Annotated in this window: 13 protein-coding genes; 6 read left to right on the top strand and 7 right to left on the bottom strand. The window is 75.1% G+C overall.

The window, feature by feature from the left end; genetic code table 11:
- Positions 1-2: 2 nt before the first annotated feature.
- From ACZ6TV_RS39780 to ACZ6TV_RS39795, 4 genes are read right to left on the bottom strand one after another with little or no spacing between them, the layout of a single operon-like run.
- Complete coding sequence (locus ACZ6TV_RS39780) at positions 3-746, bottom strand: hypothetical protein (protein ID WP_465303927.1); 744 nt, start codon at positions 744-746, stop codon at positions 3-5.
- On the bottom strand, positions 736-1,836 hold the full coding sequence (locus ACZ6TV_RS39785; protein ID WP_465303929.1) for a hypothetical protein: 1,101 nt from the start codon (positions 1,834-1,836) through the stop codon (positions 736-738). The genes ACZ6TV_RS39780 and ACZ6TV_RS39785 overlap by 11 nt, the downstream gene beginning before the upstream one ends.
- The gene (locus tag ACZ6TV_RS39790) at positions 1,836-5,108 is read right to left on the bottom strand and encodes a hypothetical protein (protein WP_465303931.1); all 3,273 of its coding nucleotides are present in this window, start codon (positions 5,106-5,108) and stop codon (positions 1,836-1,838) included. The genes ACZ6TV_RS39785 and ACZ6TV_RS39790 overlap by 1 nt, the downstream gene beginning before the upstream one ends.
- Position 5,109: 1 nt before the next feature.
- The gene (locus tag ACZ6TV_RS39795) at positions 5,110-7,479 is read right to left on the bottom strand and encodes a hypothetical protein (protein WP_465303933.1); all 2,370 of its coding nucleotides are present in this window, start codon (positions 7,477-7,479) and stop codon (positions 5,110-5,112) included.
- Positions 7,480-7,590: 111 nt separating this feature from the next.
- Between ACZ6TV_RS39795 and ACZ6TV_RS39800 the strand changes: the two genes are divergently transcribed.
- Positions 7,591-7,890: a GlsB/YeaQ/YmgE family stress response membrane protein gene (locus ACZ6TV_RS39800; RefSeq protein ID WP_465303935.1), complete on the top strand. Its 300-nt coding sequence runs from the start codon at positions 7,591-7,593 to the stop codon at positions 7,888-7,890.
- A gap of 79 nt (positions 7,891-7,969) precedes the next feature.
- Here the strand turns inward: ACZ6TV_RS39800 and ACZ6TV_RS39805 are convergent, their stop codons facing one another.
- The gene (locus ACZ6TV_RS39805) at positions 7,970-8,899 is read right to left on the bottom strand and encodes an ion transporter (RefSeq protein WP_465303937.1); all 930 of its coding nucleotides are present in this window, start codon (positions 8,897-8,899) and stop codon (positions 7,970-7,972) included.
- Between the two features lie 308 nt (positions 8,900-9,207).
- Between ACZ6TV_RS39805 and ACZ6TV_RS39810 the strand changes: the two genes are divergently transcribed.
- Positions 9,208-9,882, top strand: coding sequence for a hypothetical protein (locus ACZ6TV_RS39810; RefSeq protein WP_465303939.1), 675 nt, complete (start codon positions 9,208-9,210; stop codon positions 9,880-9,882).
- Position 9,883: 1 nt separating this feature from the next.
- On the opposite strand, the gene ACZ6TV_RS39815 is transcribed toward ACZ6TV_RS39810, so the two are convergent.
- Positions 9,884-10,144 (bottom strand): PspC domain-containing protein, encoded by a 261-nt coding sequence (locus tag ACZ6TV_RS39815; protein WP_465303941.1) that lies wholly within the window; start codon positions 10,142-10,144, stop codon positions 9,884-9,886.
- Positions 10,145-10,353: 209 nt separating this feature from the next.
- Here ACZ6TV_RS39815 and ACZ6TV_RS39820 point away from each other — a divergent pair, with 209 nt between their 5' ends.
- From ACZ6TV_RS39820 to ACZ6TV_RS39830, 3 genes are read left to right on the top strand one after another with little or no spacing between them, the layout of a single operon-like run.
- Complete coding sequence (locus ACZ6TV_RS39820) at positions 10,354-10,734, top strand: hypothetical protein (protein ID WP_465303943.1); 381 nt, start codon at positions 10,354-10,356, stop codon at positions 10,732-10,734.
- A complete protein-coding gene (locus ACZ6TV_RS39825) occupies positions 10,731-11,615 on the top strand; it encodes a hypothetical protein (RefSeq protein WP_465303945.1) in 885 nt (294 codons plus the stop codon). Before ACZ6TV_RS39820 ends, ACZ6TV_RS39825 begins: the two co-directional genes overlap by 4 nt.
- Positions 11,616-11,626: 11 nt before the next feature.
- Positions 11,627-16,675, top strand: coding sequence for a CHAT domain-containing protein (locus ACZ6TV_RS39830; RefSeq protein ID WP_465303947.1), 5,049 nt, complete (start codon positions 11,627-11,629; stop codon positions 16,673-16,675).
- A gap of 67 nt (positions 16,676-16,742) precedes the next feature.
- Here the strand turns inward: ACZ6TV_RS39830 and ACZ6TV_RS39835 are convergent, their stop codons facing one another.
- On the bottom strand, positions 16,743-17,687 hold the full coding sequence (locus tag ACZ6TV_RS39835) for an acyltransferase domain-containing protein (protein WP_465303949.1): 945 nt from the start codon (positions 17,685-17,687) through the stop codon (positions 16,743-16,745).
- Positions 17,688-17,874: 187 nt separating this feature from the next.
- Here ACZ6TV_RS39835 and ACZ6TV_RS39840 point away from each other — a divergent pair, with 187 nt between their 5' ends.
- Positions 17,875-18,984, top strand: a complete 1,110-nt coding sequence (locus ACZ6TV_RS39840) for a cellulose binding domain-containing protein (RefSeq protein ID WP_465303951.1) — start codon at positions 17,875-17,877, stop codon at positions 18,982-18,984.
- Positions 18,985-19,099: the final 115 nt, after the last annotated feature.

Below are 19,099 nucleotides of genomic sequence, written 5' to 3' on the forward strand. Positions count from 1 at the left end.
TCCTACATTGTCCACAGTGCGATGAGGCCGACGAGGCAGCCGGCGACGACCGTGGCCATCACCACGGCGGACACCACCAGCGCACGGTCCCCGGACGGCGCCACCGGCGGCACCGTGCTGCTGTCGTCGTCGGGTGGTGCGGGCGGCGGGTTGAGGTGCGCCAGCCGGTCGCGCAGTGCCTGTTCGAGGAGGTCCGGCCCGGGTGGGTCGGCCGGTGGGCGTTCCCAGCCGGTCACCCGCAGCGTCGCGACGCCGTCGGCCGGGACGTGGGCCAGGTGCGGGGTCGGCCCCGCGTGCCGCAGCCCGTACCGCTGTTCGAGGCCGTCGCGTACCCCGAGCCAGCGCTCCAGGAGGCTCTGGACCTCGTCGGGTGCCAGGTGCGGGAGGCGCTCGGCCAGGACCGTCCCCTGGAGCTCGGGGTGCACGAGGACCGGGAGGTAGCCGTCGTCCAGCCGCAGGCCGTGGTCGTACCAGCGGGGGACGACGACCTCGGGTGGGAGGCCGAGCTCGCCGAGCAGCCGGCCGCGGTCACGCAGCTCGCCGGGCTGTCCGGTGACCAGACAGTCCACGCGGCAGGGGCCGCCGGCGGCGGCGAGCCGGAACGTGACGGCCTCGTCGGTGACGGCGGCCACCGCGGGGCGGTTGTCCGCGTCGACGGCGAGCCAGCCTTGCCGGAGTTCGGCAGGGTGGAACGCGGCCCGGCCGTCGGCGACACGGTCGATGCAGTGCCGCGCCTCAGCTTCCATAGATCACCCGTCCCGGGCTGTCGGTGTCGTGGACCCTCGACCAGACGCGGACGCAGGCGAGGACCATCCCGGAGACCTCCGGGATCCGCAGCGGGATGTCGTGCGCGGTGAGCGCCCGGGCGCTGTCGAAGCTGGCCGGTGGCAGCTTCACCAGCCCGGGTCCGAGCTCGGCGGCGGCGTCGCGGATCGCGGTGTGCGCCCGGACGCGGAGCCGGCCCCACCAGCTGACGTCCGCGGCCGGCGGCAGGTGCACCACGGACGTCACGGCCTCGTGCAGGCGGACCAGGCTCTCCAGCCGGTCCGGACCGGCCGGGCCGCCCGGGCCGCCCACACCGCCCGGGGCGGCGGCGATCAGCGCCGCCGTCCTGGCCGTCAGCTGGCCGCGCAGCCGCTCCTGCTCCGCCGGTGAGGTGAGCTCGGCCAGCCCCTGGAACTGCAGGGTCTGCAGGCAGTGCCGCAGGTGGCGATCCTGGGCCAGCAGGTGCAGCACCGGCACCACCACCCGGGTGAAGGCGACGGCGGCCGGGTCCGCGCCGGGGCGGTCGAGGACCGCGGCGTGCGCCCGCAGCTCGGCCGGCAGCGGCGCGCCGGGGTCGGTCGCCAGACCGTCGTGCAGGATGCTTCCCCCGGCGGACAGCCGGGGGATCAGCGTGTCCCGGTCGATGCCGCGGACGGTCACGGCGGCGGCGTCGACGGTGGCGCCGGCCGCGCGGGCCTCGTCCGCCGCGCGGGTCTGGACGTCCCACCGGTCGTCGGGGGCCATCCGGAGGGCGAGCAGGTGCAGCGCGCTCCAGAGCCTTGCGGGGTCGGCCGGGGGCGGGCCGGGGTCGCGCTCGCCGGCCAGCAGCGCCGCCTGTGTCCACAGTGGAGCCAGCCGGGCGCCGAGCCCGTCGCGGGCCGGCGGGCCCGCGGCGCGACCGCCGGCCGGGGCGCCGCGGACGGCCAGGATCCGGTCGACGGCGTCGGTGGCGGGGTTGCCGGGAGCGGCCTCGTCCAGGGCCGCGCGCACGCCGGTGAGCAGGCCACGGACCAGGGTGGCCGTGGCCGGCTCGGCGAGCAGCGCGCGCAGCGCGTCGTCCAGCGACGCCATCAGTGCGCGCCGTTGAAGGGGTCGAAGCGCTCGTCCAGGTCGATCTTGCCGGGCTCCATCGGCACGCTGAGGACCCGGCCGGGGTTGGCGATGACGTCGGCCATGGACCGGGCCGGCAGGTACGGCACGAAGCCCTGGACGGGCTGGACGCGGCCGGTCTCGTCCACGACGATGCGGGTGTCCGCGCCGCGGCCGTGCCGGATGGCCGCCCGGAACGGCGTCCCGACCCGGTGCAGCACGGTGGGGTCGTCGGGGTCGCGCCGGCCGATCCACCAGGTGCCGTCGGTGGGCACCTCCCGCGGGAAGCGGACGCTGACCCAGCAGCGCAGCGCCGTCTGCCCGTCGGGGGAGACCACGCATCCGTCGGGTTCGCTGTTCTCCCGTAGCAGGATCTTGCCGTGGTTGGCCATCCCACCGGCGACGTCGGGGTTGACCACCAGGTCGTGCCGCAGCCGGACCGGGCCGAAGGCCGCGTCCCGGCCGGCCACCTGATCGTCCGGAGGGCACGCGGACATGTCGAGGCTGTAGTGCGGGCTGCCGGCGCAGAAGTGCGCGGTCAGCAGGTCGGCCTCGTCGATCTCGAACTGCATCGAGACCTGGCCCACCCACTCGTCGAGGTCGAACAGGTCCGCCTGGTCCTCGGCCAGCTCCTGCAGGCTCAGGAAGCCCCAGAGCACGGCCGGTTCGGCCTTCGACACGCCGCTGCGGTTGATGGCCAGGTCGAGGATCGCCGGCATCCAGTCGGAGCGCTGGGCGCCCTGCCCGGACTCGCCGACGCGTTCGAACTCGCGGCCGGCCGGGAAGACCGGCAGCTGGTTGGGGCCCGTGCCGGACAGTTCGAGGTCGTACGGCAGGCCGTGCAGCAGGTTGTCGACGTCGATGTGGAGCTCGGTGCGGCCCATCGCGACGTTGCGCTTGGCCCGGCGGGGGTCCGCGTAGCCCTTCTGCCGGACGTGCTCGGTCCAGCAGGCACCGATGGAGGTGCCGACCTTGGCGAACATCGGGTCGTGCACGACGTGCAGCGGGTTCCAGCGCAGGGCGCCCCAACCGCTGTGGGTGCTCTCGCCGGTGAAGACCTCCTGCAGCAGCTGCCGGGCGCGGGGCAGCGCGGACGTACCGCCGGAGAGGATCACCATGTCCAGCGGCTCGGCGTCGCCCTCGGCCGCCAGCAGCCGTTTGCAGGCGACGTCCAGGGCGATCTCCATCGCGCGGCTCAGCACGTTGTCGATCTCGGCCCGGATGGCGGCGTGGTCGACCTCGAGCGCCGACGCGTGCGCGCCCGCGGCGCCGAGCTGCAGCAGCTCCTCAAGGTTGCGCAGCAGGTGCGGCCGGCCGGCGGCGGAGGCTCGCTTGGCCTTCTCCGCCTCGTCCCACAGCCGCCGGAACCGCTCGCGGGCCTGCTCCTCCTCGGCGGCCGTCCGCACGGCGGACCATCGGGTGGGGACCACCTGGTCGATGAGCAGGAGCCTGGTCGGCTCGGTGGCGGCGGCGTCCTCGGCGCCGGCGACGGGCAGCAGCGACCCGGCCCGGTAGACGCCGCCCTCCAGGAACGGCGGGTACTCGCCGACCACGGAGTTCGGCGACCGGGTCAGCAGCAGGTCGGCGATCCGGGCCTTGAACAGGTGGAAGATGCCCAGCGTGATCCGGTCGCCGCCGAGCTGGAGGTTGCCGGCCTTGCCCAGCACCGTCGGGCGCAGCTCGTAGTAGCGCCCCTGCTGGTCGACCGGCACGGTGCCGTCGCGTTCGGTGTGGTCGCGCAGGGTCAGGGTGAGCAGGGCGACGTCGGTGGACCCGCCGCCGATGTCGATGACCAGGATGTTGTGCCGCCAGGTCTCCGGGGCGACCTGCCGGCTGCGGGCGCGGAACGTCTCGACGCCGATCGCGGGGTCACCGGCGAACGCGCGCATGAGGTTGAACATCGCCGCGGCGGTCGCCTCGTCGAGGCGGGTGTCGGCGAACCGCAGGCCGACGGAGTGCGCGAGGCGCTCCATGTCGAGGCGGGTCTGCGGCGGGGCGGTCGTCGGGTAGGTGACCACCGCCCGGTGGATCTCGCCGGACGCGTACCGGTCGCCGTTCGCCCGGCGGAAGTCGGCCACCTTGCCCAGCAGGCATCGCCACACCGCGGTCAGCGCCTCGTCCGTCGTCGGGGCACCGGACAGCCCCGCCGGGAGCCCGGGCAGCGGCCGGCTGTTGCCGACGAAGCGCTTGAGGCCCGGCTGGTGCTGCGCGGCCACCGGCACGGACCCGCCGGTGTGGTTGAACCCGTCCTGCCACATCTCCAGTTCGAAGGGTGCGAGCGACAGGACCCGCGCGTCGCTGGAGATCGCCGGTGTACTGGCGTGCATCGGCACCGGGAAGAACTGCAGCTCGGCGATCGGAGGACGGGAGAACGCGTCCCGGTAGAGCCGCTGCAGCGCGCCGGTGAACGCGTCGCGGCGGGCCGGCAGCGCGTTGTCGACCTCCTGGTCGAGGGCCAGCAGCACGTCGAAGACCTTGTCGCCGGCGAGCGACTCCTTCAGCTGGGTGAGCGGGTCGGCGAGCCGGTTGCCGGGCATCGACGCGGCGAGGGTGCGGCCGGCGCCCTCCAGCAGGTGCCGCCACTCGTCGCCGGAGAGCCCGAACTCGTCGGTGGCGGTGCCGTTGAGCAGCTCGGTCAGGCAGTCGCGGAGCCGGGCGACCTGGGTCGGCGCGATCCCCAGCAGCGCACGCTTCTGGTTCTGGTCGAACATCGTGATGGTCGAGTTGGACATGCCGAAGTCGATCGCGACCCAGCCCTTGTACCGCTGCTCGGTCTCCGGCACCGCCGGCCGCGGCTCGGCGGCGGGCGGCCCGGGCTCCGGCGCCGGCGGCTCGGGGATCCGGGACGGGGTCACGAGGACGCACCGCCGGACCAGCCGCTCGCCGAGCGGGACCAGCCTGCCGTCGGCGAGACGCTCGGCGGCGTCGACCGACCAGGTGAACGTCGTCTGGCCGGGCGGCAGCGCCGAGCCCGCCACGTACTGCCAGGGTGCCAGGTACCGCCCGTACGGCGGCAGGTCGACCCCGGCCAGCGGCAGCTCGGGCTGCCACAGGTCGCTGATCTGCCTGGCCGGCGCGCCGGCGGCGGTGGCGACGTCCGGTGTCACCCGGACCGCCTGGACGACGATGTGCCGCCCGGACCGGTTGACCAGCAGCGGCGACGGCAGCGCGACGGGCCGGTCGGTGCCGTCCAGGGTGAACTGCTGCCGGGCGGTGCCGCCGGCCTGGTCGACGAACTCGAGGTCGATGTCCATGTCAGTTCTCCCATTCCGACCATGGTCCGCCGGCGGTGGTGCCGGTCGCGCGGGTGCGGAGCTGCTGGATCGCGGCCAGGAGCGTGCTCCTGGCCGCCTCGCCCGCCGGCGGCGTGTCGGGCGGTTTCGCCGCGGCCAGGGTCTGCAGCAGCCGGTCGAAGAAGTGCAGGGTCACCTGCTCGGCCCAGCTCCGGACCGCCTCGACGTCGGTCTGCATCAGGTACGCGCCCGCGGCGACGAACTCGTGCCGCAGCCGGATCACGTAGCCGGGGTGCCTGCGATGCACCAGCTCGGAGTCCGACGGGTCGTAGGGGTGCCGCGCCGGCAGCGACCACACGAATCGCGAGTCGCGGCGCAGCGGGAACGCGGCGGCGTAACGATCCGGTCCGGGCGCCCGGTAGGGCACCTTGTCCAGGATCGAGGCCGGGGCCCTGGTCAGCAGCCCCTGCCAGTCCTGCGGCCGGACGACCAGCGTCCACGGGCCCGGCCGATCGGCGAAGACCGCCTTCGCGCGGCCGCGCAGCGTCTCCTCGGCGGCCAGGGTGTCCTCCGCGGTGCGGATCAGCGCCCGCTCCCAGCGCGCCAGCGCCTCGGCCCGGACCGTGCCGAACGCCTCCACGCAGCTCTCGCTGAACGGCCCGACCAGTTCGGTGGTGGTCGCGGGACCGTCGTGGACCTCGCGGCCCCGGACCGAGTCGAGCGCCTGCCGCCACTGCGGCCACCGGTGCACGCGATGGGCGGCGGTCTCCTCGACGAAGTCGGCGAACGGCTTGCGGTCCGGCTCGTCCGCCGCCAGCGCGCCGGACAGCACGCTCGGCAGGCCGCGGCGCAACCGGATCAGCACGGTGCGCAGCCCCGACAGGACGGACTGGAACTCGACGTGCGCGGCGGCGGCGCCACCGGGGTCCGGTGCCGTCTCGACCGCGGACTCCAGCTGCTGCAGGAGCTCGCGCAGCCGGGAGTCCTCCCGCCCGACCCGCTCCGCCCGGCGGCGCACGCCGTGCACGGACAGCTGGTCGGCGAGCATCGTCTGGACCCGGCGCCGGCCACCATCCTGGGACACCGGCAGCAGCACCGCCCGCAGCGGGCTGCCCTCCGGCAGGCCGAGGGCGACCTGCTGGGCGTAGCCGGCGAGGTGGTCCTGGAGGCTGGCGCGTTCGTCGAACCGGCCGGCGACGAGGGCGGGGGACAGCCGGCCGAGCGCGACGAGACCCGCGTAGAGGAACGAGGGCTCGCCTGGGACCAGCTGACCGGCGGTGCGCAGCAGCTCGGCGACCGACGGCAGGCTGCTCAGCACCGCGTCGTCGCTGTCCAGGCCGGCCTCCTTGAACCGGATGGCCTGCGGATTGTCGAACACGTTGCCGACGCCGGCGATCGCACCGCCGTTGACCGCGGTCAGCAGCCGGGTCAGCTCGTCGGACGCGAGGCCGTCCGGGTTGGCCGCCTTCAGCAGCACCACGGCGGTGTCGACGTCGTGCAGGAGCGTCTCGGTCAGCATCCGGTCACGTTCGGACGACAGGTGGTTGAGGATGCCGGGGAAGTCCCAGAGCTCCAGCACCGTGCCCTCGCCGAAGCCCGTGAGGTCCTTGCGGTCCGGGGGCTGCGGGGCGTCGCCGGTCGCGAGCAGGCCGGGCATGAGCGTCACCGGTACGTCCATCGCGACCTCGGCCTGACGGACGAGCCAGAACAGCTGGGCGGGCGACTGGCCCTCGTAGACGATCTGGACCAGCGCGCCGAACTCCTCCGCCGACACGTCCCGGGCGGTGCCGAGGCAGGCGTCGTGCTGCCGGGCGCTGGCGGCGACCGCGACGAGCTGCCGGACCAGGCGGTCGAGGCTCGGGTCGAGCGATCTGGCGGTGCGGTGCCAGGCCTCCAGCGCGTCCGGGTCGCCGTCGACGGCCTTGCGCGTGAGCGTGTCGAGGTCCGGGTGCGCGCCGCCGGCCGCCCGGACCTGCCGGCCGAGGTCGGCCAGGCACGCCTCGCACTCGGAACGGCTCAGGAACACGATCCGCCGGCCCGTCACCACGGTCGTGCCGCCGGCGACCGGCCGGAGCCGGAAGCGGGTCACGTTGCCGGTGGTGGGCCGGTCGCCGATCGGCAGGTTGTCGAGGAAGCCGAGCATCGAGGCGATGAACAGGGTCTTGCCCGCCCCGAACTCGCCGATGACGCCGACCTTGTAGGGATCCCGGACCGTGCTCAGCACCCGTCTGGCCTGGTCGCGGACCCGTCCGATCGGCGCGGTGAGCGCGGGCCCGAAGTCGGCGCCGTCGATCAGGGCGATGGCGTCCGCGGCGAGCTGCTCCGCGTCCGTCACAAGATCGTTCCTGGCGGCGCTCGCGCCGCCGCTGCCTGCGTGCCACGTGTCGGTCATCAGTGCCTCTCGGCGTGACGATGGGAGCGGACATCCGTTGCTGACGGACAGCCGGTGGCTTGCGCCCCTGGGGCACAATGCGAGGCGGAACCTGGTGAGGAGGTCGCTCGGGTGAGTGCGCAGGATTATCTGTCCGCGATCGTGTTCGGCGCGGTCATCGGGATCGTCGCGCGGATTCTGCTGCCCGGCCGGCAGCCGATCGGCCTGATCCTCACGGTGCTGATCGGGATGGGTGCCGCGGTGGCGGGCACCTGGGCCGCCGACCGCTGGGACATCAGCAGCGACAAGGTGCTCGTGGTCGGCGGGCACCGGTATGACTGGCTGGTCATCGGCGTGCAGGTGGGCATCGCGGTGGTCGGCGTCGCCATCGCCGCGCTGCTGGCCCGCGCGTTCTCGTCCGACGACGACTGACCGGCCCCGCACCACCGACCGCTGACGCGTCTGACGGGCGCGGCTGACGGGCGCGGCTTACGGGGCGCCCGTCACCGGATCATCTGTCGCCGGCCGGTGTCACCTGACGGGGTGCCGGCGTGGCCGGCCCGGCGTCGCCCGCGGCGAGATGGCGCTCGAGGGCGTCGACGGCCGCCCGCAGCGACGCGAGCTGCGCCGCGACGGTCGCCTCCGCCGGCCGTTCGGCCGGGTCCTCCGGCGGCGGGGGAGGGGCGTCCTGCTCGCGGGCGGCGGTCGCCGTCTGCCGTTCCTCGTGGTGGGCCTCCTGCAGCGCGTTGAGCACGACGCCGACGAGGAGGTTCGTCAGCAGGAAACACGCGGCCACCATGTAGGAGACGTAGTACAGCACCGCCCATTCGGTGACGGCGCGGCCGGTCTGCAGGGTGTCGGTGATGCCGTCGAGGGACAGCAGCAGGAACAGGGTCAGCATCGCCTGCCCGACGGTGCCGTACCTGGCGGGGTTGGCGTCGGCGAACATCATCCAGCCGAGCATGGCGTAGCCGTACAGCAGCAGCACCGTGACGAGCAGGAAGCTGCCCAGGCCGGGCAGGCTGCGCCGGATCCCCACGAGGATGACCCGCAGGCTCGGGAAGAGCCGGAACGTCCGCACGATCCGGGCCAGCCGCAGCATCCGCAGCACGGTCACGTTCTCCCGTACCCCCGGCAGCAGCGGCGACAGCAGGATGAACAGGTCGAAGAGGTTCCAGCCGTCGCGGAAGAACACCCGCGGCGACTGGAGCTGCGCGCCGAACCGCACCAGCAGCTCGGCCGCGAAGCACACGATGCAGGCGTACTCGACGGCCCGGAGCGCGTCGTCGGCGGCGCGCTGCGCGTCGTCGTACGTCTCCAGGCCGAGGACGACCGCGTTGATGACGATGACGGTGAACGAGGCGACGCTGAACCACGGCGCGTCGATCAGCGCGCGGCACGCGGCGGCGATCCGAGCGGCCGGCGACAGGATGGTGTTCATGGACGGGCAGGACTCCCCGGACGGTGACCTTCAACCGGCACGCAGCCTACGACACGATCGACATGTCCGGATCATCGGTCACGCCGTCGCAAGGAGGCACGAACCGCCCGTCGCCCCGCAAGGCACGCCGCCCGGTCTTTCCCGCGCCGGTCGTGGACCCGTACTGTGTCCGGAGGCCGGAAACGGGCCGGCCGGCGCTCCTCGGCGGGAGACGGCCGGCGGTCGTGGATCCGGTGCGCAGGACAGAGTCGAGTGGCCTCGGCGGGCCGCCTCGATGACGGCCGTCATCGTGAGCGAGGAGCACCGCTGTGGGCAACAAGGTCAACCGTCGGCCGGTCGCGGCACCGCAACGGCGCCGGGCCGGCGTCCACTGGGTGTGGCTGGTGCTGGCCCTGGCGGTCGGTGCGCTGCTCGGCGGCCCGATCGGCGCCGCGACGGCGGACCCGCGCTCCGACACCGAGCGGGCCGTCGACGCGCTCAAGGCCGCCGACGCCGAACGCGACGCGGCGCAGATCGTGGCGCTGACCGAGCAGGCCCGCAAGACCGTTGAGGTGCTGGCTCCGGTGCTCGACGAGCTCGCCGTCGCCGTCCCGCCCGGCGGCACCGCACCCGGACCCGCCGCCACCGCCCAGCAGGTCGCGGCGTGGAAGGCGGCGACGGCCAAGGCGGTGGCCGGGTTCGCCGACCCGCCGTCGGCCGGGACGGGGGTCAACATCGCCCGGTCCGGGTTCGCCACGGGCACCCGGACCCTGCAGCAGGCCGTCACCGCATACGAGCAGGGGCTCGCGTCGGGCGCGGCCGCCCAGCTGACCCACGCCGGCCAGCTGCGCGACATCGCCGTCGCGACGTGGGCCATCGGCGGCACCCAGCTCGACCAGCTCAACGTCGACGCCGGCAACGGTCACGCCCACGTCTTCCTGCCGGCCGTCCCCGGCCAGGGCGCCATGACCTCGGACGGCTCCCCGGAGGGCAAGGGCAAGTAGGTCAGACACTCGTCAGCGTCGGCTCGGCCGGCTGCTCGGCGACCTTCGCCGTCGCCTCGGCCGGCATGATGATCCACAGGATCGGGTAGACGAGGATCTGCGTGCCCGGGATCGCCAGCAGGACCAGGCCGAACAGCAGCCGCGCCGGCCACGGGTCGATCCCGAACCGCCGCCCCAGCCCGGCGCAGACCCCGCCGAGCACCCGCCCCTGCGCCGGCCGCACCAGGTCGTGCTGCCGCATCGTGCCGTAAACGGTCTCCATCACGTCGCTCCTTCGATTCGTGCCACTCGTGTTCGACCGTTCAACTGTCGCCGCCGGGGCGCCGCCCGGGCATCGGGGAACGCCCCGGGCCACCCCCGGATCCGGGCCACCTACGGGTGCTGACCGGCATCCGACGCTTCCGGGGAGTGACCGTCCGGGCCCGCCGGCGATAGATTGAGCGCCGCGGTTGGTGCTCTGGGGAGGGCCGGATGGACGACGCGGTGTCCGTCGAGCTTGCGCAGCGGTTGCGGGAGGAGCTGCCCGTGTTGCTGGACGCGGCCGCCGTCGTGGACGCCGACGCCGTGCTGGCGGACATCGTCGAGCGGGGGCGGCGCGGCGAGCGGGTCACCGTGCCGCTGCTGACCTACGTGCGTGGCGTTCCCGCACTGCGGCAACGGGCCGGGGAGCTGCTCCCGGCCAGCGGTCAACGGGGGGTCAACCCACCGCCGGGTGTCGCCCGGGTGCCGCTCGCGCCGCGGTACGTGTGCCCGAACGGCGACTACGAATACTTCCGCGTCGACGTGGCCAGACCGGTCCCCACCTGCCCGCACGACGGTGCCGACCTGGTGGTCGACGGGGCGGCGGCGTGAACCCGTTCGGGCTGACCGTCGGCAACCGGCTCGCCGAGCAGCTCGTGCCGCGGCTGCTGACACCGGCGTTCGCGTTCTGGGCCGGTGGCCTGCTCGCCCTGTGGACGCCGGCGCGGGGGCACCGGTGGTCGGAGCGGATCGGGGCGCTGTCCGGGGTGGAGCAGGTCGCGCTGCTGGCCGCGGCCGTGGCGCTGATCGCCGGGTCGGCGGTCGTCGCCGAGCTGCTGACGCTGCCGGTGCTGCGCCTGCTGGAAGGCTACGGACCGCTCACCCGCCCGCTGCGCCGTTTCCAGCGGCGCCGCCACCTGACCGCCGACGCGGAGCTGCAGGCGTTGTCGGGCCGGGCGTTCCGCGGCGAGCCGGTCGACCCGCTGCGGCTCGCCGCGGCCGAGCAGCGGCTGCACGACTTCCCGGCCGCCGGGCGGATCATGCCGACCCGGCTGGGCAACATCCTGCGCGCCGCCGAGGACCGGCCCGCCGAGCGGTACGGGCTCGACCCCGTCATCTGCTGGCCGCACCTGTGGCTGGCGCTGGACAAGGACGTACAGGTGGAGCTGACCGAGGCCCGCCGGAGCCTGGACGACGCGGCCCGGCTGTGGCTGTGGTTCCTGCTGTTCAGCGCCTGGACGTGGACGGCGTGGTGGGCGCCGCTGGTGTCGGTCGCCGGCTGCGTCGTGACGTACCGCGCCGCGATGCTCGGCCGGGCCAGGGCGTACGGCCAGCTGCTGCAGGCGGCGTTCGACCTGCACCGGCACCTGATCTACGCGGCGCTGCGCTGGCCGGTGCCGCAGAGCCCCGACCAGGAACGCGCCGACGGCGAGGCGGTCACGACCTACCTGTGGCGTGGCATCGCGCCGCCGGGAATGCGGTTCACCAGCTGAAGGAGCGCGCCGTGCAGGACGAGGCAGCGGACCGGGCGATCGCGGCGATGGAGGCACTGACCGGCGAGGACGGCGACCTCGACACCCTCGACGAGGCGCTGCGCACGCTCGGCGGCACACTCGCGACGACCCGCGGCGAAGCACACTGGGACCACCGCCTGGCGCTCATCGGTGGGCTGCGGCTGCGGTACGACCTGAGCGGCGACCCCGGCGATCTCGACGACGTGGTGCGGGCGGTGCGCGACGCGATGGACGCGGCCCCGGAGGACCTCCTCGCCGACCTTCGCTTCCACGCGATGAACGCGCTCTGGGAGCGGTTCCTGCTCGCCGGCGATCCCGCCGACCTCACCGAGGCCGTCGCCGCCGCCCGGCACCTGATGGCGCTGGACATCGACGACGAGCTCATCACCGTCACGGTGCCGAGCGAGCTGGCCGATATGCTCGCGGTGCGGTACAGCTACACCAGCGATCCGGCCGACCTCGACGAGGCGGTCACGCTGCGCCGGCGGATCCTGGCGGAGCTGCCGGCCGGCCATGAGCTGCGGGTGCGGCTGGAGGTCATCCTCGGCAACACGCTGCGGCTGCGGTTCGAGCGCGGGGGCCGGCGCGCCGACCTCGACGAGGCGGTCGCCGTGCTCCAGCAGGCGATGGACACCGTGCCGGACGACGACCCGGCGCGCGACGGCGGCGCCTACGAGCTCAGCGTGGTCCTGGTGAAGCGGTTCCTCGCGGACCGCGCGCTGCCCGACCTCGACGCCGCCGTCGGCCTCGTCCGGGACCTGGACGGCTCGCAGCCCCGCAACGCCCTGTCGCAGGCGCTCGAGATCCGCTTCGAGGCGATGGGTGACCCGGCCGACCTCGACGCGGCGATCGACGCCGGCCGGGACGCCGTCGCGCTGCTGGAGGAGGGTCACCACGACTGGTCCGTGTTCCGCAACAGCCTCGCCGGGCTGCTGCGCACCCGGGCCGCCGCCGGCACCACGACCGGCACCGAGGAGGACCTGGACGAGGCGGTCGACCTGCACCGCGAGGCGGTGGCGGCCGCTTCGCCGGGGCACCCGTTCGTGCCGCAGCTGCTGGTGAACCTGGCCCGGACCCTGCGCGCCCGGTCCGCGGCCGGCGACCTGGACGAGGCGGTCGACGCGCTGCGGCTCGCCGCGGCCGTCACGGGTCACCCGCGGCGGGCCGCGTCGCTGACCGACCTCGGCCAGGCGCTGCTGGCCCGCTACGCGACCGCCGGTGACCTCGGCGACCTGGCCGAGGCGGTGGCGGCCGGGCGGTCCGCCCTGGACCTGGCGCCCACCGGGTCGCCCGGGCTGCTCGTGCAGGCCCTGGCGCAGCGCTACGACGTGACCGCCGACGTCGAGGATCTCGACGACGCGATCGCGCTGTGGCGGCCGGTCGCCGCGGCGCCGGCGGAGCTGCACGGGCTGGGCGGGATGCTGTGGGCCAGGTTCGAGGCCACCGCCGTCCCCGCCGACCGGGACGAGGCGATCGAGCTGGTCCGCCGGGCCGTCGCCGCCGCGCCGGAGGGCCCGGACGCGGTGCGCTACCGCCTGGACGCCGGGTCGGCGCTGCGCCGCCGGTTCGCCGCCACTGGCCGGGTCGGGGACCTCGACGAGGCGGTCGAGTGCGTGCGGGGCGCCGCGCGGGTCGACCCGCTCGACGCGGACGTCTGGGCCGCGCTCAGCGATCTGACCATGGCCAGGTTCGGCAGCACCGGCCGGCGCGAGGACCTCGACACCGCGGTCGGCGCCGCCGAGGTGGCACTGCGGTTCGGCGCGGACAGCGAGGACGTGCCCGCGGAGCGGATCCAGGCGCTCGCGCACGCGCTACGGACCCGGTTCGAGCACTTCGGCGACGAGGCGGACCGGGACTCGGCGAGAGACCTGGAGCGTGCCGCCGGCATCGAGACCGACCCGATGGCCGACCTCGTCGGGCCCGGCGACGGCGACGCGTACGCGTACCTGCGCAGCGTCCAGGGCGCCGAGCTGCTCGGGCGGGTGCTCGCCGGCGCCGACCCGGCCGCGCTCGACACGGCGGTCGGGCTGCTCCAGCAGGCCGCCGACCTGTTCAGCCCCGGCGCGGAGGGCCGGACGGAGGCGATGAGCGACCTCGCCACCGCCCTGTGGAGCCGGTTCGTCACCTTCGGGGACCCCGCGGACCTGGACCGGTCGATCGCCGCCGGGCGCGCCGCGGTCGCCGGCGGGCCCAGCCCGGCGCGGACCGGGCTCGCCAACGCCCTGCTGCTCCGGTTCACCCGGTTCGGCGCACTGTCCGATGTGGACGAGTCGGTCGCCGTGGCCCGGTCCGCCGTGGAGGTGGCCGACGACGGCCGGTGGGGGAGCCGGGCGGGTGCGCTGTCGGGGCTCGGGATCGCGCTGCGGCTGCGGTACGCGGTGACGAACGACCCGGCCGACATCGCCGGGGCCGTCACGGCCGGCCGGGCCGCGGTCGACGCCGCGACGGACGACGAGCGGGCCATCCCGTGGTCCAACCTGGCGGGCACGCTGCTGCTGCGGTTCGAACGGCACGGCGCGCCGGCCGACCTCGACGAGGCGGTGACGGCCGGGCGGGCCGCGGTCGCCGCGACCCCCGCCGGGCACCCCGACCGCGCGGCGCCGATGGCGAACCTCGCCACCGCGCTGCGGCACCGGGCCGAGTGGACGCGGTCGCGGGAGGACCTCGACGAGGCGATCACCGTCGGCCGCGCCGCGGTCGGGGCCACCCCCGCCGGCCACGGCGACCTGGCCATGTACCGGTCCAACCTGGCGGCCGCGCTGCGGCAGCGGTACCTGGCCGGCGGGGACCGCGCCGACCTCGACGGTGCCGTGGCCGCCGCCCGCGCGGCCGTCGACGGCTTCGCCGAGGACCATCCGGACCGGTCCCGCTACCTGTCGAACCTGACCGTCCACCTGCGGAACCGGTACTTCGACCTCGGCGACCCGGCCGACCTCGCCGAGGCGGTCGAGCTGGGCCGGGAGGCGCTCGCGGCGGCCGGGCCGGACGTCCCCGATCGGGCGACGCTGCTCACCAACCTCGGCGTGACCCTGGGGGTGGCGGCCACGGCCGGCCGCGAGCCCGGCGACGCCGACCTGACCGTGCAGGCCGAGGCGGTCGAGCTGGCCAGGGCGGCACTGGACGCGGCGCTGCCCGGGCACCCGAACCGCCCGGTGTACCTGGGGAACCTGGCCACCGCCGTGTACGACACCTTCCTCACCGGCGGCGACCCGGCGGCGCTGGACGAGGCGGTCACCCTCGCCCGCGCGGCGGCCGGCGCCGCGGCACCCGGGCACCAGGACCGGGAGGTCCACCTGGTCCTGCTCAACAAGGTGCTGCTCGCGAAGATCGTCGAAGGCGCCGGGGAGCTCGTCGACGAGGCGGTCGCGGTGGCCCGCGAGGCCCTGGCGGCCGCGCCGACGGCGCACGCCCGCGCCGCCCTCGCCGACAGTCTCCAGCGGCGCTTCGCGCGGACGGCGGACCCCGCGGACCTCGACGCGGCGCTGGACCTGTGGCGTGCCGTGGCGGACACGGCGGCGGCGACCCCGCAGGAGCGGCTCGCCGCCGGGGCGCGGGCCGGTGCCCTCGCGGCCGCCCACGGACAGTGGGACCAGGCCGCCGACGCCTACGCCGTGGCGGTGGCGATGATGCCTTTCGTCGCGTGGCGGGGCAGCGTCCGGTCCAGCCGCGAGCGGGTCCTGCGGCGCTGGGCGGGGATCGCCGCGGAGGCGTGCGCCTGCGCGATCGCCGCCGGTCAGCCCGACCGCGCGGTCGAGCTGCTCGAGCACGGCCGCGGGGTGCTGTGGTCGCAGTTGCTGGAGACCCGCGCCGACATCACCGCCCTGCGGCCGGCCGCCCCGGCGCTGGCCGCCCGCATCGGCGCGGTCCGGACCGCCCTGAACCTCGAGGAGGACGCGGGCACCGACCGGCGGATGCACCTCGCCGTGCAGTGGGACGCGCTGGTGCGGCAGGCGAGGGCGCTGCCGGGCTTCGAGGACTTCCTGCGGTCGCCGGGCGTGGAGCGGCTGCGGGCCGCCGCGGCCGGGGGCACCGTCGTGCTCCTCAACGCCGCCGGTACCCGCTGCGACGCCCTCCTCGTCGGCGCCGGCGGGACGCGGGTGATCGGCCTGCCGGGGCTGGACGCCGCCGCCGTCGCCGCGCGGGCCGACGCCTACCTGGCCGCGCTCCTCGCCGTCGAGGCCGGGGACGTCTTCGCCGAGCTCGACATCGCCGCCACCCTGCGGTGGCTCTGGGACGACGTCGCCGGGCCGGTGCTCGCCGCGCTCCCGCCCGGGAGCACCCGGGTCTGGTGGTGCCCGACCGGGCCGTTCAGCTTCCTGCCCGTCCACGCGGCCGGCCACCACGACGAGGGCGCGGGGCGGACGGTGCTGGACCGGGTCGTGTCGTCGTACACGCCGACGCTGCGCTCGCTGCTGCAGGCCAGGACGGTGGACGCGCCGCCGGCGGACAGCCGGCTGCTGGTCGTGGCGCTGCCGGTCACGCCGGGCCTCCCGCCGCTGCCGAACGTGATGCGGGAACGCGACCTGCTCACCGCGCTGTTCCCCGCGGCGCGGCGCACGGTGCGGGAAGGCCCGGCGGCGACCCGGGCCGAGGTGCGTGCCGCCCTCGGCCGGCACGCGTGGGCGCACTTCAGCTGTCACGGCGACCAGCAGCTCGGCGACCCGTCCAGCGGCGGGCTCGCACTGCACGACGGGATGCTCACGATCGGGGAGCTGGCCGGCGACCGGTTCGGCGGCGAGTTCGCGTTCCTGTCCGCGTGCAAGACCGCCGTCGGTGGCGTGCACACCCCGGACGAGGCGATCTCGCTGGTCGCCGCGCTGCAGTACACCGGCTGGCGGCACGTCATCGGGACACTGTGGACGGTGTGGGACGACGCGGCGGCCACCGTCGCCGAGGACGTCTACCGCACCGCCGTCGTGCACGGCGAGCTGCGCCCGGACACCGCCGCCGCGGCCCTGCACGCGGCGACCCGCCGCCGGCGCGACGCCGAGCCGGCCAGGCCGAGCACCTGGGCGCCGTTCGTCCACATGGGACCGTGAGTCCGGCGGTCGCCGGTGCCGGGTCGGCCAGGGCGACCACCTGACGGGCTGAGCGGCGGGGTCCGGCTCAGATCGGGAAGCTGCCGCGCCGCCACTGCCAGTGCCGGCCGGCCCGGAGGTGGTCGATGACGGCGCGCTGCAGGACGGTGTCGCGCGGGAGCCGGTCCAGGGGGGTCGTGAGGGTGCGGAAGGTGAACCGCAGCACCTCGACGTCGCCGTCGATGCCTTCCGGCTGCGTGTAGGGCTCCAGCTCGAAGCGCCGCTGGAAGCGGGCGATGTTGGAGTCCTCGGGCAGGTATTCCAGCAGCTGCGGGTCGAGCAGCCACGAGCCGCAGGAGAACGCGGTGTAGTGCTCGTCGGGAAAGTGCCGGGGGAAGAACGCGCGGGCCTGGTCGAGCGACGCCGTGACCGCCTCCGCGGTCAGCGGCCCGGCGTCGGGGATGTGCAGGTCGATGGAGGTCTCGCCGCGCTGGTGCTGCAGCCGGCCCAGCTCGAACAGGCCGCCGCGCGCGTGCAGGGTCAGCCACGCCTGCATGACGGGCCAGCCCTCGCCGCGCATCCGCCGGTCGACCGCGAGGTTGCGGCCCAGGTCCGCGAGGGTCGCCCACGACACGGCCTCGGCGACGCCGTGGTCGCGGTGATACCCCATGACGCCGTCGACCAGCGCCAGGTATGCGTACACGTAGAGGTGGCGCCAGGCGAGGCCGCGGTCGCGCGGCAGCTCCGGACCGGGCGGCAGCCAGCCGTGCCCGCCGAGGTCGGCGCCGACCAGCGCGGTCGAGCGGTCGAGCAGCCAGCGCAGCTCCGGGGTCCACTGCGGATCGCCGGGGCCGGGCCAGCCGGCCAGGATCTCGGCGGCGTCGTCCGGCGGCACCGCGAGCCGGTCGAGGATCGCGGGCGCGTCGGCTCTGGCGGGCAGCGGCGCCGCCGGCCGGTCACCGGCGAGCCGGTGCACGCGCTCGACGTCCTCGACGGGCACCCCGAGCCGGGCGGCGATGTTGTCCAGATCCACGCCGACGACCCTATCGGGCCGCCGGCGGTCAGCGGGAGGGCCGGTGGGTGCCGGCGGCCGGCGGCTCCGGCGGCCGCTGAAACTTTCGTCCGCTCGTCGCTCGACCGGCGCCGCCAGCTTGACGAAAAGGTTTTCGGTCTGGATCGTGACGCTCGCTCTATCGGAATCGACGGATGGGAGGATCGGAATGACGCGACAAGGGCTTCGCGGGCTCCTGGTGGGTGCCGTGACCGCCGGGCTCGCCGCGACCGGGGCGGTCGCCGCCACGACGGCCAGTGCCGCCGCGGCCGGCTGCCGGGCCGTCTACACGGTCAGCTCGCAGTGGCAGGGCGGCTTCGGCGCCACGGTGGCGGTCACCAACCTCGGTGACGCGATCAACGGCTGGACCCTGACCTGGAGCTTCGCCAACGGGCAGACCGTCACCCAGGCGTGGAACGCGACGGTGACGCAGAGCGGCGCCGCGGTGTCGGCGGTCAACGCCGGCTACAACGGCGCGCTGGGCACCGGGGCCAGTGCCTCGTTCGGCTTCAACGGCTCCTGGACCGGCACGAACGCGGCCCCGGCGGCGTTCCGGCTCAACAACGTGCTCTGCACCGGCACCGCCGGGCCGAGCGGCAGCGCCTCACCGACGAGGTCGCCGTCGCCCAGCGCCTCACCGACGAGGTCAACGTCGCCCAGCGCCTCGCAGTCGCCGTCCGGGCCGGTCAACAAGACCGTGCGGGTCTTCTGGCTCAAGCCCACCGACGTGCCGTACGACCAGCGCTACCCCGACGGCATCGCCGGCGTGATGCGCGAGGCGCAGCGCTACTACCGCCAGGAACTCGGCAAGACCTTCACGCTCAACAGCACCGTGGTGGAGACGGTCAACGGCGAGCACGACGCCGCCTGGTACGTCAACACCAACTGCTCCCCGACCGGCGACCGGTACTGGTGCGTCGTGTTCAACATGCAGGCGGAACTGCGCCGCCGCTTCAACCTGGGCAACCCGGACAGCCGCTGGCTGATCGTCGGCGAGATCAGCGCCGAGGACCCCGGCAGGTCGGGCGGCGGCGCGAGCCCCGGCTGGCTGCTGCTCAGCGGCCACGACGCCGACGGCGGCGCCGGCATCAACGGCCCGATGAACCGCTGGTACGGCGGCATGGTGCACGAGCTCGGCCACGGCTTCGGCCTGCCGGACTCGACGTCCACGGACGGCACCCCGATGTCGGCGTCGTTCTACAGCTACCCGAACACGCACTTCAGCCAGGCCCAGAAGAACGCGATCCTGGCAGGTCCGTACGGCAGCTTCCTGTCCTGACAACCCGTGGCCGGTTGTCCGGCGTTGTTTGTCCAGAGCCCGCGAGCCTTCCGGACAACGCGGCTCCCGTCCACGGTGGACCCCGACGGACATCAGCGAAGGGAGCGGCGATGCG

It is taken from the genome of Dactylosporangium sp. NPDC051087, assembly GCF_055586325.1.